Raw genomic sequence first — 14064 nt, 5'->3', positions numbered from 1 at the left:
GGGGGCCTGACGGCGTTGTACCAGGGGTGAAGCTCAGCGTCCTCGACCTCATCCCCACCCGCACCGCCCAGACCTCCGCGCTCTCGCTCGCCGCCAGCGCCTCCCAGGCGCGGCTCGCCGACGCCCTCGGCTACACCCGGTACTGGGTGGCCGAGCACCACAACATGCCGGCCGTGGCCTCCTCGGTGCCCGGCGTGCTCATCCCGTTCCTCGCCCAGGGCACCTCACGGATCCGGTTCGGCTCCGGGGGAGTGATGCTGCCCAACCACACCCCGCTCGCGGTCGCCGAGCAGTTCGCGCTCCTGGAGGCCATGTTCCCCGGCAGGATCGACCTGGGCCTGGGCCGGGCACCCGGATCCGATCCGGTCACGAGTTACCTCATGCGCGGCGGCGGCGCGGATGCCGCGGAGCGCTTCGAGCAGGACGTCGAGTTGCTGCGTGAACTGCTCGGGCGGGGCCGCACGGGCGTGGGGGAGCCGGTCTCGCTCTCCCTGGCCGGGCGGCCGTATGAGGTGCGGGCGACGCCGCGGGCGACCTCCGCCCCCGATGTGTGGCTGCTCGGGTCCTCGGGGTTCTCCGCCGACCTCGCGGCCCGCACCGGCCTGCCGTACGTGTTCGCGAATCACTTCGGGATGCCCGGGCTGGAGCGCGCGCTGGCGACCTACCGCGAGAACTACCAGCCCTCGGACGCTTACCCCGAGCCGGTGACGATCCTGCCGGTCAACGTGGTGGCGGCGCGGGACGCCGCCACGGCGCGCCGGCTGGCGCGACCGCAGGCGGTGCAGATGGCGTTCCTGCGCACCGGGGCGCCGCTGCGGCCGCAACTCACGGTCGAGGAGGCCGAGGCCATCGCGCTGACGACGGCGCAGGCCGAGCTCGTGGCGGCGACCTCGGGTGCCGCGGTGGTCGGCACCCCGCAGGAGGCGGCCGAGCAGCTGCGGGCGATGGCGCGGCGGCACGGTGTGGACGAGGTGATGATCTCCCCGGCCGCGGGGGCGTTCGAGGCCGATCCGCTGGACCGGGTCCCGGCGCGGGAGGAGACCCTGCGGCTGCTCGCCGAGGAACTGCTCGCGTGAGCAGGGACGCGCGTTTGACCGGGAGATGACCGGCGCGTAGCGCGCCGATGGCGAGGCGATGACGTAGCGTTCGGATGGTGCAGGAACCGGTCGTCCCCGAGCCGCGGCTGCCCCGCGCCGTCGTGCGGCGCTATGCCCTGGGCTCGGTGGGGACCGGAGGGTTCGCGACGCTGCCCGGCCTGGTGCTGATCTTCTACCGCACCGACACCCTCGCGGTGGCCGCCTGGGTGGCGGGCCTGATCGTGACCCTGGTGCGGGTGTGGGACGTGCTCATCGACCCCGTGATCGGCGCCCACAGCGACGCGGCCCTGGTGCGCTGCGGCACCCGGGCCCGGGCGATGGTGGTCGGCGCGCTCGCCCTCCCGGTGCTGTTCGTCGCGACGTTCGCGGTGCCACCGGGCACGGGGGCGGCACTCGCCGCGCTGTGGGTGGGTGTGGCCTACCTGGCCGCCTCCACGGCCTTCTCGCTGTTCCAGGTGCCCTACATCGCGCTACCCGCCGAGCTCACCGGCGACTACGACGAGCGCTCCAGGCTGCTGGGCTGGCGGGTGGCCGTGCTGAGCCTGGCGATCCTCGCCTTCGGCGGGCTGGGTCCCCTGCTGCGGGACGTCGGCACGGAGTACACGGGGTACCTGCTGATGGCGGCTGTGGCGGGGCTGACGATCGGCGCCGGACTGCTGATCTCCACGCGCGTTGCACCCCGGATGCCCCCGGGGGCGGCGGGCGGGGTCCGCGCCGCGGGAGCCTCCGGTGCCATGGCCGCCTACCGCGCCGGGCTGCGGGTGCTGCGCCGCAGCGCGGCGTTCCGGGTGCTGCTGCTCGCCTTCGCGCTGCAGGCCGTGGCCACGGGAGCCATGCTCGCCGGCGCCAACTACGTGGCCGTGTGGGTGATGGAGTCCGAGCTCGCGCTCTCGCTGCTGTTCGCGGCGTTGATCGCCCCCGCGATCGCCCTCGCGCCGCTGTGGGGGCGCCTGGCGTACCGGATCGGGAAGAAGCGCTCCTTCACGTGGGCGAGCCTGCTGTTCACCATCGGCACCCTGGCCCTGGTGGCGAGCGCGTTCGCGCCGGGAGCCTGGATGTACCTCCCGGTGGCGCTGGCCGGGGGCGCCTATGCCGGCATGCAGGCCATGCCGATGGCGATGCTCCCGGACGTGATCGGCGACGACGCCGCTCGCCACGGTGAGGACGTCGCCGGGGTCTTCGGCGGGGTCTGGACGGCGGTGGAGACCACCGGGATGGCCCTGGGCGCCGCCGCGCTGACGGTGGTGCTCACGATGACGGGCTATGTGGAGACCTCTGGTGGCGTCACCGTCACGCAACCGGCCCCCGCCGTCGTCGGTATCGCCCTGAGTTTCTCCCTGCTGCCCGCCGTGCTCACCGCCGCGAGCCTGCTGCCGCTGTGGCGGTACCGGATCGATGCGCGGGCGAGAATGGACGACGACGCATCGAAAGGACGGCCATGACCCCACCACCCCCACCCGGGGCCGGCGAGCCCACCAGCACGGTGATGGACCGCCTGCGCGCGCTGCGGACCCTCGACGCCCCCACCCACGGAGGCCGCCTGCTCTCCTACGTCTACGACTCCGGTCAGGCCGAGCTCGACGACCTCGCCGCCCAGGCGGTTCACACGATGCTGCCGGTGAACGGGCTCGACCCCACGGCCTTCCCCTCGGTCGCGGTGATCGAGTCGGAGATCCTCGCGTTCGCGATCGAGGCGTTCGGCGGGAGTTCCGCGGGCGAGGTGGTCGGCAGCGTGACCTCCGGAGGCACCGAGAGCTGCCTGCTCGCGGTGAAGACGGCGCGGGATGCCTGGCGGGCCCGTCGCGGCGCGGGCCCCGGGAGCGTGCCGCGCCTGGTGGCGCCCTCGACCGTGCACGCCGCCTTCCACAAGGCGGCGCACCTGTTCGACCTCGGGCTCGACCTGGTGCCGGTGGACGCCGAGACCGGGCGCCCGCGCGCGGCGGACCTCCTGGACCGCCTCGGCGACGATGTGGCGTTGCTGGTGATGTCCGCACCCAGTTACCCGGTCAGCGTGCTCGACCCCATCGCCGAGGTCGCGCCCCGGGCGGCGGCGCTCGGGGTCGACGTGCACGTGGATGCCTGCCTCGGCGGCTTCGCGCTGGCATTCTGGCCCGAGGACCTCCCGCCCTGGGACCTGCGCGTGCCGGGCGTGGTGAGCCTGTCCGCCGACCTGCACAAGTACGGCTACGCGCCCAAGGGCGCCTCCGTCCTGCTCCAGCGCGGCCGCGACCGGCAGCGCCTTCAGTACTTCGCCACCGCCCGCTGGCCCGGGTACCCGGTGGTCAACCCGACCCTGCTGGGCTCGCGCAGCGCCGGGCCCGCGGCCGCCGCATGGGCGATCCTGCGCCACCTCGGGCGCCGCGGCTTCGAAGAGATCTCCCGGGGCCTGGCCGCCACGACGTCCTCCCTCGCGCAGGCGCTGAGCGAGATCGAGGGGCTACGGATCGTGGGGGAGCGGGTCGGTCCGATGATCGCCCTCGCGGCCGACGAGGCCGTGCCAGCGGCGCAGCGCGTGGACCCGCACCGGTGGGCGGATGCCATGGGGCGGCATGGCTTCGCGATCCAGCAGCAGCCCGGTCACCGGCAGGCTGACGGGACCCGCCTGCCGCACACCGCGCACCTGACGATCACCCCGGTCACGACGCAGGTCCTGGAGCCGCTCGTTGCCGCGGCCGCCGCGGCCGCCGCCGAGGTGCGCGGCGCTGCGCCGTTGGACGTGCGCGAACAGGCGGCCGCCCTGGTGGCCGCTTTCCGGGAGGGTGATGCCCAGGGCGGGGCCGTCATGACCTCGGGTGCTGCGCTCGCGGCGCTCCAGTCCGCCGGGCTGCTGACAGGCGCCGAGGGCGCGGGTGCGCTGCCCGACGACCTGGCCCCGGTGCTCGCCCTGGTCGAAGAACTCCCCGCGCCGGTCGTGGAGCGCCTGCTGATCGAGCTCCTGGCGCGCGGCTTCGAACCCCCCACGGGAGGTGACGGTGTTCACTGACACCGGCATCGACTGGTCCGTGATCGTCGCCGTCACCGGCGTGCTCGCCCTGGTCCTGGACGGCGTGGTGCGGGTGCTGTCCGTCGGCGTCGTCCCCGGCAACCGCAAGCCCTCCACGGGGATGGCGTGGATCCTGCTGATCATGTTCATCCCGGTGGCCGGGCTGATCATCTTCTGGCTCTTCGGGCGCGTGGATGTGGGCCGACGGCGCCACCTGCGCCAGATCGAGGCCCGTAAGCGGGTGCGGGAACAGGTCGGGGCGTTCCCCGCGGTCGCCCCGCCCGCCGACTCCTCACCGCTGATGCCCGCCGTGGTGCGGCTCAACGACAACCTCGGGGCGCTGCCCCTGGTGGCGGACAACGACGTGCTCGTGATCGAGCAGTACGAGGACGTCATCGCCGAGATGACCGCGGAGGTGGAGCAGGCCCAGCGCGCGGTGCACGCCGAGTTCTACATCGCGGCCTGGGACGAGCTGACCGGCCCGTTGTTCGAGGCGATGGCACGGGCGGCCGAGCGCGGGGTGGACGTCCGGTTGCTGTTCGATCACATCGGCTCGCGGCGTCTGGCGGGGTACCGGGACTTCACCCGGCGGTTGGATGCCACGGGGATCCGCTGGTACCCGATGCTGCCGATCATGCCGCTGCGGGGCCGGTTCCGCCGCCCCGACCTGCGCAACCACCGCAAGCTGCTCGTGGTGGACGGCGCCGTCGCGTTCACCGGGTCCCTCAACCTCACCGAACGCGGCTATCACAAGGCCCGCAATCACCGGCTGGGGCGGCAGTGGGTGGAGTGCATGGTGCGGCTGCGTGGGCACGCGGTCTCGGCGTTGGACGCGGTGTTCGCCACCGACTGGTACTCCGAGACCTCCGAGGTGCTCGATGTCGAGGTCGCCGAGCCCGTGCGGGTGGGGGACGGCGCACAGGTGCGGAGCGTGTCCTGCCAGGTGGTGCCGAGCGGCCCGGGGGTGCGCGCGGAGAACAACCTCGCGCTGTTCACCACGCTGATGTACTCCGCGACCCGGCGCATCTCGTTGACCAGCCCGTACTTCGTGCCGGATGAGTCCCTGCTGTACGCGGTGAAGGCGGCCGCGCAGCGCGGGGTTGAGGTGGAACTGTTCGTCTCGGAGCAGTCCGACCAGTTCATGGTGGGACATGCCCAGGCGTCCTACTACCGCACGCTGCTGGAGGCGGGGGTGCGGATCTACCTCTACCCGGCGCCGTACATCCTGCACTCCAAGCACTTCACGGTCGACGACGACATCGCCGTGATCGGTTCCTCCAACATGGACATGCGCTCGTTCGCGCTGAACTTCGAGATCTCGGTGATGATGCTCGGCGAGCCGATCACCACGCGCATGCGCGCGGTGGAGGACCACTACCGGGAGATCTCCCGCGAGCTGCTGCTCGAGGAGTGGTTGGCGCGCCCGAGGCACCTGAAGTACCTCGACAACGCGATGCGGCTGACCTCGGCGCTGCAGTAGGCGTCCATCCCCAGGCGTCGTTCGACCCTGGCGCCATGAGTCGAACAGGCGTATCATATCGTCATGGGGACGGGCTAGGTGGTCGTTGCGGAGGGGGCGGCACTGCTCGCCTGCGCCCTTGACCCAGCCACTCCCTCAGTCCTTGCCCCTGCCTCGCTCGGCGCCTTCGACACCTCGGGTCCGCAGTGGGCGGAGGTCGAGGACCCGACGCTCTCGTGGGACATCTGCCCGGCCACGGTGCCGCGGAATCGGCTGGGCGAGGCGCTGCAGGTGACGCACCGCGCCGATGCGGCGCACCGCGCGCGGGCCGGGCGCGTGCACCCGGTGCGCTCACGCGGTCACGGAATGGCCACGCTCGGGGCCACCGTGCCGGCGCCCGCGGCCGCCGCGTTGGATGCCACGTGCGAGGCGGCTGCGCGTGCCGCCCATGCGGCGGGCGATGCACGCTCGCTGCAGCAGTTGCGTGCGGACGTCCTCGTGGCGATGGCGCAGCAGGCCCTGGTCACCGGGACGGCCGGGGTCCGCGGTGCGACCGACGACACCTTCACGTTCGACGCCGACGGGCCGTGGTGCGGATCGTTGCGTCGCCGCGGGCCCAGGCGGGGAAGGCGGATCAGGCGGTCAGCCTGGTGGATGCCGACGCCTGTGCGATCCGGGCCCCTGAGGCTGCCGATCCCGTCGCCCGGTCGCCGTTCCTCGGGTACCAGCCGCCCGCAGCATGCGTGGCCGGACGGGACGTGCCGCAGGTGGTCGGGGTCGGGCCGATCGCGCCGCGCCTGGTGCCCGCGCTGGTCGATCGCCCCTGGGTCGAGGTGGTGACGCCCGTCGTGCACCACGCCGACGCCGCAGGCGAGCCACTCCCGGGCGTCGTCCCACCCCCGTGCGAGGGCTATCGACCCTCAGCCACACTGAGCCGCTACGTCCGCACGAGGGACGGCATCTGCCAGGCGCCCGGCTGCTGCGTCTCGGCCTGGTGGTGTGACCTCGATCACGTCATCGAGTGGCCGCGTGGCTCGACCAGCGCCGGGAACCTGGTGGCGCTGTGTCGCCGACATCATCGGCTTCGCACGCACGAGGGCCATCGCTCCACACGCCTGGATGATGGCTCGCTCCTGTGGCGCACACCCCTGGGACAGGCGTTTCTGAGGCTGCCCGACGGGCGGGTTGCCTTGCCGAACGAGCGCGGCCTCCGCGCCGCACCCGGACCGTCCCGTCAGGAGCGCTACCTCGAGTCGGTCGAGGCCCTCCAGCCGGCCGATGGGCCCGTGGCGGGTCGGCTCGATGCACTCTACGACCGCCTGCACGCGGACGAGTTCGGAGACTGGCCTGTGGCGGTGTAGAGTGTCCGAGGCCCTACGGGGCAACGGGCTGTGGCGCAGTTTGGTAGCGCACTTGACTGGGGGTCAAGGGGTCGCAGGTTCAAATCCTGTCAGCCCGACCGTGTGATGTCTCAGGACATCGGAATGGCCCGAACCCACGGATGTGGGTTCGGGCCATTCGTCATCGTGGGCCGTGCGGTGATCAACCCGACCACACTCGTGGAGTTCGGGGAGAACGGGTGGGTGAGCGCGGCTGCGCCGACTGAGGTGTGGTGCACATCACGCGGATCACTCCGGTTCCCCACCGTGGACGACCTGCCACTTAGCATGATCGCCGCAGAGGTGTCCAGACACTTCTGAACAGTCTCTATCCTCGATCATGGCCAAGGACCCCCTCATGACGTTGCCACAGCGCCGCCTGACCACTCGAACTGCCATCGCCCTGCTCGCTGCCGCCCCCGTGTCCGCACTCCTGGTGGTCGGAACGCCACTGACGACCGCCTCGGCGGACACCGCCGCCTGCTCCGCTCTCGAGGACCCGATCCACGAGCGGGTGAAGTCGAGCACCGATCAGACCCTGTTGACCCAGTGGGGAGGCGAGGCGGACGGCGCGATGACGCACTACGGCTTCGACGACTCCTGGGGTTCGCCGTTCGAGGCGAGCATCCACGAGCGTGAGGGGCTCGTCGAACTGGTCCGGTTGTGGCACCCGCGCACGGGCAACTTCGTGTGGATCCAGGCGGGGGGCGAGGTAGACACTGCCGTCGCGAAGTACGGGTACATCCGCTCGGGGTCCCCGTTCTACGCGGCAGCGAACGGCGGTGAGGGCTGCATCGAGGTGCACCGACTGCTCAAGGGCACCATGCACGCCTTCGCCGCGGGCGACTTCGAACGCGCCCGGCTCGAGTCGGAGGGTTGGACCTACGAGAAGGTGGCGTTCTACGCCGCGCCGGGGGAGGACTTCGTGGCAGACGGCGCGGCTGCGGCCCCGTCGCCACAGCCCGTTCCCGTTCCCACACCCGAGCCTGAGCCTGAGCCTGAGCCTGACGCCGATTCCACCTTCACGGTGGCCGTCATCCCGGACACCCAGACGTGGGTCGGTACGCGGGATCCACGCTGGAGCGGCTTGACGAGCTGGCTCGCTGAGAACGCCGACGACCTCGACCTGGAGTTCGTGATGCACTCCGGGGACGTCGTGAACTGGGGATGGCTGGACCAGTCGCAGTACGACGTCGCCAGCGAGGCCACCGACATCCTCGCTGAGGCCGATATCCCGTTCGTGCTGAGCATCGGCAACCACGACACCCGTGCCGTGGGGGTGGGTGGCAGCGCCTACATCAACTCCGGGGAGTGCGAGGCCCGTCTCGGTGCAGACGCCTGCCACACGAGCAAGTTGCTGCGCGCGACCCAGGAGTTCAACGAGAACTTCACCGCGGAGGACTTCGGCGGGGTCGACGGCGCGTTCGAGGCGGGGAAGGTCGACAACGTCTACTCCACCTTCAGCGCCGGCGGCAAGGACTGGATGGTGCTCTCGCTCGAGTACAACCCGCGGGCCGAGGCGGTCGCCTGGGCGCAGGACGTGGTCGAGTCGCACCCCGAGCACAACGTGCTCCTGTCCACCCACTACTACCTCTCGTGGGACGGCAGCATCCACGGGGGCGCCGTGGGTAACAACGCGACCAACGGCCGCTATGTCTACGACCAGCTCGTGAGCAAGTACCCCAACATCTCCATGGTGTTCTCCGGTCATATCGGGTCGTCTGCCACGCGCACGGACACCGGCGCGCAGGGGAACACCGTGGCCGCGATCCTCAACAACGATGTCACCGGGAACAAGGCGAACGGGGTCACCCTCGTCACGATCGACGCCGCCACCGGCGAGACCACCACGCGCATCTACGCCCCGAGCAACGACACCCACTACTCCCAGTACGACTACGACGTGACGCTCGACCTCGTGGGCTGAGGACTCCTCGCGATCAGGTGCTTCCTGCCGCTCGGTTAGGCTCGTCGCAGGTACCGGTGCGAAGCCGCTCGGACCGATCGGAGTGTGTGGGTGAACGAGGTGATCAGCGCGGCGCTCGACGCCGTGGCCGAGGTCGACCCGTGGCTGCGCACCCTTCTCGCGGGGCTCGGCATCATGCTGGAGACGAGCGTGCTGATCGGGTTGATCTTCCCCGGCGACACCGTGGTGATCGTGGCCGGCACCGCTGTGACCACACCGTTGCAGGGCGTGCTGCTCGGGGTCGCCGTGGTGCTGGGCGCCTTGGTGGGGGAGAGCATCGGCTTCTGGCTGGGCCGCATGCTCGGCCCTGCGATCCGGCGTTCGGCACTGGGCCGCCGGATCGGGGAGGACAACTGGCGCCGGGCCGACCTCTACCTCGAACGCCGCGGCGGTGTGGCGATCTTCCTGTCCCGCTTCCTGCCCGTGCTGCACTCGCTGGTACCGCTCACGGTGGGTATGAGCACCTACACCTACCGGCGCTTCCTCGCCTGGACCCTGCCCGCGTGCGTGGTGTGGACCACGGCGTACGTCTCGGTCGCCGCCGCCGCGGCCGGCACCTACCGCGAACTCGCCGACCGCGCGCACTATGCGGGCTACCTGTTCGTGGGCATTGTCGTGCTGTTCCTGCTCGCCGTGCTCGTGGCCAAGAAGCTCATCCAGCGCAGCGAGGGCAGGTACCTCACATTGGAGGAACGCCCGGGGGAGTCGGGATCCGAGGCCGACCGGGACTGAACGGTTGTCGGGAATACGAGACGCTGCACTGCGTTGCAGGTGACATGATCACCGGAAGCGACACGGAACCCACCACCCTGGGCACGCTCGACCTCGCCGCGGCGCCGCTGGTGCTGGGCGGGAACGTATTCGGATGGACGGCCGACCGCACCGCGACCTTCGAGGTGCTGGACGCCTTCCTCGCCTCAGGCGGCCGCATGGTCGACACGGCGGACGCGTACTCGGCCTGGGTGCCGGGCAACGACGGCGGTGAGAGCGAGACCCTGATCGGGCAGTGGCTGGCTGCCTCCGGACGGCGCGACGACGTCGTGATCGCCTCCAAGGTCTCCAAGCACCCGCAGTTCCGCGGCCTGTCCGCCTCCAACGTCGCAGCGGCGGCGCGCGCCTCGTTGCAGCGCCTGCGCACCGACCGGATCGACCTCTACTACGCCCACTTCGACGACACCGACACCCCCATCGCGCAGACCGCAGCCGCGTTCTCCCGGCTCAAGGACGAGGGACTGATCCGGGAGATCGGCATCTCCAACTACACCCCGGAGCGGATCGCTGAGTGGTTCGAGGCCGTGGAGCGAGACGGTCTGCACGCGCCCGTTGCCCTCCAGCCGCACTACAACCTCATGGAGCGTGGCTTCGAGGACGGCCTGCGCGGCGCGGCTGAGCGCTTCGGCCTCGGGGTGCTGCCGTACAGCGCGCTGGCGTCCGGCTTCCTCGCGGGCTCCTATCGCGACGGCACCAGCCACGACTCGCCCCGCGCCCGCGGCGCCGGGAAGTACCTCGACGACCGTGGCCGCGCGGTGCTCGCGGCGCTCGACGAGATCGCCGCTGCGCACGTGGTCGAGGTGGCCACGGTGTCGCTCGCGTGGCTTCGCGCCCAGGCCACGATCGCCGCTCCCATCGCGAGCGCGCGTCACACCGGCCAGCTGCCGGCGCTGATGGCCTCCATGAGCCTGGAGCTCTCGGCCGAGGAGATCGGCACCCTCACCGAGGCCTCGCAGGTCACCGGGGCCTAGCTGTACTGACCAGGAGGGTTGTTGACGTAGCGAGAGACCTCCGTGTCGAGTTGGGACTGCTGAAAGTGCCCAGATCGATCAACGGAGGTCTCTCGTGTCTCACGCTAACGCCCGGCTGACCCCTGCCGGCAGGCTCACGATGGTGCAACGGATCGGATCCGGTCGAGCAGTGGCTCATGTCGCGGCCGAGATGGGTGTCTCCCGCACCACGGCCTGGCGCTGGTGGCGACGATTCCAGACCGAAGGACTACCCGGTCTTCAGGACCGCTCGAGCGTGGCCCACAGCCACCCGGGACGAACCCCGGCCTGCATCGAGACCCGGATCCGGATCGAGCGCCTCCTGAGCCGCCGTGGCCCGGTCTGGATCGCACGCCGCCTCGGCCTGCCCGCCTCGACCGTTGGCCGGGTCCTGGCTCGTCACCACACCCCACGTCTGTCCGAGTGCGACCCGCTCACGGGCCAGGTCATCAGGGCCCGGCGCCGCAGCGCTCAGCGCTACGAGCACGCCTACCCCGGCTCGTTGATCCACGTGGACGTGAAGAAGCTCGGGCGCATCCCCAGCGGCGGTGGCTGGCGTGCCCACGGCCGCCGCGAACAGGTTCGCGGACGCGGGAACGGCTACGACTACGTCCACGCCGCGATCGATGACCACACCCGGCTCGCCTACGCCGAGATCCACCCCGACGAGAACACCGCCACCTGCGCCCAGTTCCTGACCAACGCCGCGGCCTACTTCGCCACCCACGGCATCACACGGATCGAACGAGTCATCACCGACAACGCCCTGGCCTACCGCCGCGGCACAGCCTTCATCAGCGCGGTCGCCATGCTGGGAGCGAAGCAGAAGTTCATCCGCCCCCACTGCCCCTGGACCAACGGCAAAGTCGAACGTCTCAACCGCACCCTGGTCACCGAGTGGGCCTACACCCAGGTCTGGACCAGCAACACCGACCGAGCAGCAGCCTTGCCAACCTGGCTCGAGCACTACAACCTAGAACGACCCCACCTCGGCATCCGCGGTCAACGCCCCATCGACCGCGTCAACAACCCCACGGGTCAGTACACCTAGCGCGGGCCCCGTCAACGCCGTCAGCGCAGCGGCGGGGGAGCGGTGCTCTCCCGCTCAAGGAGGCCCACAGGGAGCACCTGGTTCCGTGGCGGCACCTCGTCCCCGCCCGAACCAGGTGCGCCGGGGATCTGCGCCAGGAGCGCAGCCACGAGATGCCGACCGACCGCATCGAAGTCCAGATTCACCGTGGTCAGGGGCGGGTACAGCACCTCGGCCAACTCGATGCCATCGAACCCGACGACCGAGACGTCGTGCGGCACGCGGCGTCCCGCGCGATGCAGGGAGAGCATGACCCCGGCCGCCATCTCGTCGTTCGCGCACCACACGGCAGTCACCGTGGGGTCCTGGGCGAGGCGGGTACCCACCTCCAGGCCTGAGCGCGCGGTCCAGTCACCTCGTACCACTGCGGGCACTGGCGCTCCGGCGGCGGTGAGCGCGGCCCGCCAGCCGCGCTCGCGGAGCAGGCCCGGCACGGAATCGGCCGGACCGCCCACGTGGTGCACCGTACGGTGCCCGAGACCGAGCAGGTGGTCCACGGCGAGGGCGCCGCCGCCGAAATCGTCCACCGTGACGGTGGTGTAGTGGGGCGAGGGGCGCGAATCGGCCACGACCACCGGGATGCGAGCCGGGAACAGGAACTCCGGGGGAGTACCTTCCGCGCGCAGGATGATCAGCCCGTCCACGGCCTGGTTCGTCAGTCGTCGGGCTGCGTCCGCCACCCGCTCGTCGTCGGGCTCCTCCACGTCCACCAGGGTGACGGTGTAGCCGACGTCGCGTGCGCCGTCGACCACGGCCTCGGCGATCCGGCTCTCGCCGGTGCGGGAGAGCCGATGGGCGATCAGGCCGATGCTGGCGAACGTGCCCGAGCGCAGGGCGCGTGCGGCCTGATTGGGCACGTAGCCCAACTCCGTCATCGCGGCCAGGACGCGATCGCGGGTCTCCGGGCGAACGTTGGAGGCGCCGTTGGCCACCCGGGAGACGGTCTGTTGGGAGAGCCCGACATGGCGGGCGACATCCGTGATCGAGGGCCCCGGACGCGACGTGCGGGATTCCCTGGGCGGCATGCCCCGGAGCCTAGCAACCAGCCGGGTGGCTCATGGCGTGACCGGGGCACCCCGGACGCCGAGGACACGGTCCAGGGCCGAGTCGAACTCCGCGAGCGTGCCCTGTGCTGCGGCCTGACGCGCCCGGATGGTCGGGCCGTGCTGCAGCACCCCAGCGAGGTGTCGTAGTGCAGCCTCGGTGCGGTCGGCCTCCTCGACGTCCTGTGCGCGGCGTCGGGCCCGCATGATCTCCGCGTCCAGGATGTCGCCGACGTGGCGGCGCAGGGCCACCACCGTGGCTGCGGCGTCCTGGTCCGCGCTCAGGTCGGCCACGGCGTCGTGGATGAGGGTGGCCGAGACCTCATCGGTGCGTAGGCCCGGTACCTGGGCGTGCTTGCCGATCGTGTCGAGATCCAGCAGGTCCACGCCGGGAAGGTCCGCCACGTGCGGATCGACGTTTCGGGGGAGTCCGAGGTCGATCACGAGCAGGCGCCCCCGGGTGCGGTCGGGGAGGTCAGAGGCGGCGATCGCGGTCCGGGAGGTGCAGGTGAGCACGATGTCGGCCTCGGCGAGCGCCGGACCGAGATCGGGCACCGCGCGCACGCCATGTCGCAGTGCGAACCGCTCCGCGCGGCCAGCAGCGGAGTAGACGGCGACGTCGCGGACGCCGCGCCCAGCCAGGGCGACCACAGCGGTGCGCGCGTGTGCCCCGGTGCCGATCAGGAGCACCTGCGCGCTGCGCAGGTCCTCGACGTGCCCGGAGGCGAGTTCCAGGGCGAGCTGGGTCACGGACGCCTCACCGCCGCCGACCGGACCGGCCGCGCTGCGCACCTCACGTGAGACGCGCTGGGCGCGCTGGAACACGGCGTCGAGGTCGGGGGTGGTGTGCCCGGCCTCCCGCGCTAGGTCGTAGTCGCGGCGCACCTGGCCGGCGATCTCACCCTCGCCGCGCACCAGCGAGTCCAGGCCGCTGGTCACGGTGAACAGGTGGGTGGCGGCCTCGTCCCGGCGGCGGACGGCCACGGCGTCGCGAATCGTCTCGACCGGCTCCCCGACGCGCGCGGCCAGGGCGCCGAGCACCGCGGTCGTGACATCGCGCTCCCGGTCGGGATGGATGTCGAGGTAGGCCTCGAGGCGGTTGCACGTGGTCAGGAGCACAGCCCCGTCGATGTGGTCGTGGGCGAGTGTGCGCTTGAGCACCTCCGGTACGAGCATCCCCGAGACGGCAGCGGTGGCGCTCTCCAGCGTGGCGAACCCAGCCGTGGCATGGGTCATCGACAGCGCCAGCAGCATGGGCACACGGTAGGCAACGCACCCGCCCCTCGC

General features: G+C 71.4%; 11 protein-coding genes, 1 tRNA gene and 1 pseudogene. 11 read left to right on the top strand and 2 right to left on the bottom strand.

Annotated features, from left to right (window positions below; all coding sequences use genetic code 11):
• Positions 1-26: 26 nt before the first annotated feature.
• The 11 genes and pseudogenes from ATL40_RS06265 to ATL40_RS06215 all read left to right on the top strand — a co-directional run bounded on the left by ATL40_RS06265 (position 27) and on the right by ATL40_RS06215 (position 11695).
• Positions 27-1076, top strand: coding sequence for an MsnO8 family LLM class oxidoreductase (locus ATL40_RS06265; RefSeq protein ID WP_098468787.1), 1050 nt, complete (start codon positions 27-29; stop codon positions 1074-1076).
• A gap of 74 nt (positions 1077-1150) precedes the next feature.
• The gene (locus tag ATL40_RS06260; RefSeq protein WP_098468786.1) at positions 1151-2539 is read left to right on the top strand and encodes an MFS transporter; all 1389 of its coding nucleotides are present in this window, start codon (positions 1151-1153) and stop codon (positions 2537-2539) included.
• Positions 2536-4080, top strand: coding sequence for a pyridoxal phosphate-dependent decarboxylase family protein (locus ATL40_RS06255; protein WP_098468785.1), 1545 nt, complete (start codon positions 2536-2538; stop codon positions 4078-4080). The genes ATL40_RS06260 and ATL40_RS06255 overlap by 4 nt, the downstream gene beginning before the upstream one ends.
• Positions 4070-5560, top strand: a complete 1491-nt coding sequence (gene cls / locus ATL40_RS06250; protein WP_245866822.1) for a cardiolipin synthase — start codon at positions 4070-4072, stop codon at positions 5558-5560. Before ATL40_RS06255 ends, cls begins: the two co-directional genes overlap by 11 nt.
• Before the next feature lie 78 nt (positions 5561-5638).
• Positions 5639-6082, top strand: a pseudogene (locus tag ATL40_RS15680) (DUF222 domain-containing protein); the annotation flags it as partial.
• A 44-nt stretch (positions 6083-6126) separates the two neighbouring features.
• A complete protein-coding gene (locus ATL40_RS15375) occupies positions 6127-6900 on the top strand; it encodes an HNH endonuclease signature motif containing protein (RefSeq protein WP_098468784.1) in 774 nt (257 codons plus the stop codon).
• 24 nt (positions 6901-6924) lie between these two features.
• Positions 6925-6998: transfer RNA gene (locus tag ATL40_RS06240), tRNA-Pro, on the top strand.
• Positions 6999-7258: 260 nt separating this feature from the next.
• Positions 7259-8845, top strand: a complete 1587-nt coding sequence (locus tag ATL40_RS06230) for a metallophosphoesterase (protein WP_098468782.1) — start codon at positions 7259-7261, stop codon at positions 8843-8845.
• A gap of 90 nt (positions 8846-8935) precedes the next feature.
• Complete coding sequence (locus ATL40_RS06225) at positions 8936-9616, top strand: DedA family protein (protein ID WP_098470329.1); 681 nt, start codon at positions 8936-8938, stop codon at positions 9614-9616.
• Positions 9617-9660: 44 nt separating this feature from the next.
• Positions 9661-10626 carry an aldo/keto reductase gene (locus tag ATL40_RS06220; RefSeq protein WP_098468781.1) on the top strand — a complete coding sequence of 322 codons (966 nt, stop codon included), beginning with the start codon at positions 9661-9663 and terminating at the stop codon, positions 10624-10626.
• Between the two features lie 94 nt (positions 10627-10720).
• Positions 10721-11695: an IS481 family transposase gene (locus ATL40_RS06215; protein WP_098468780.1), complete on the top strand. Its 975-nt coding sequence runs from the start codon at positions 10721-10723 to the stop codon at positions 11693-11695.
• A 20-nt stretch (positions 11696-11715) separates the two neighbouring features.
• On the opposite strand, the gene ATL40_RS06210 is transcribed toward ATL40_RS06215, so the two are convergent.
• Both ATL40_RS06210 and ATL40_RS06205 read right to left on the bottom strand, forming a co-directional pair.
• On the bottom strand, positions 11716-12759 hold the full coding sequence (locus ATL40_RS06210; RefSeq protein WP_098468779.1) for a LacI family DNA-binding transcriptional regulator: 1044 nt from the start codon (positions 12757-12759) through the stop codon (positions 11716-11718).
• Between the two features lie 30 nt (positions 12760-12789).
• Positions 12790-14031 carry a glutamyl-tRNA reductase gene (locus ATL40_RS06205; RefSeq protein WP_098468778.1) on the bottom strand — a complete coding sequence of 414 codons (1242 nt, stop codon included), beginning with the start codon at positions 14029-14031 and terminating at the stop codon, positions 12790-12792.
• Positions 14032-14064 lie beyond the last annotated feature (33 nt).

This window comes from Serinibacter salmoneus (assembly GCF_002563925.1).
Classification (GTDB): domain Bacteria; phylum Actinomycetota; class Actinomycetes; order Actinomycetales; family Beutenbergiaceae; genus Serinibacter; species Serinibacter salmoneus.
The sequence above is the reverse complement of the archived record's forward strand: the minus strand, read 5'-3'. Positions and strand labels throughout refer to the sequence as shown.

Coding starts and splice junctions, on each gene's coding strand:
- ATL40_RS06260 (WP_098468786.1), top strand. CDS start 1,151: ATGGTGCAGGAACCGGTCGTCCCCGAGCCGCGGCTGCCCCGCGCCGTC.
- ATL40_RS06255 (WP_098468785.1), top strand. CDS start 2,536: ATGACCCCACCACCCCCACCCGGGGCCGGCGAGCCCACCAGCACGGTG.
- ATL40_RS06230 (WP_098468782.1), top strand. CDS start 7,259: ATGGCCAAGGACCCCCTCATGACGTTGCCACAGCGCCGCCTGACCACT.
- ATL40_RS06220 (WP_098468781.1), top strand. CDS start 9,661: ATGATCACCGGAAGCGACACGGAACCCACCACCCTGGGCACGCTCGAC.
- ATL40_RS06210 (WP_098468779.1), bottom strand. CDS start 12,759: ATGCCGCCCAGGGAATCCCGCACGTCGCGTCCGGGGCCCTCGATCACG.
- ATL40_RS06205 (WP_098468778.1), bottom strand. CDS start 14,031: ATGCTGCTGGCGCTGTCGATGACCCATGCCACGGCTGGGTTCGCCACG.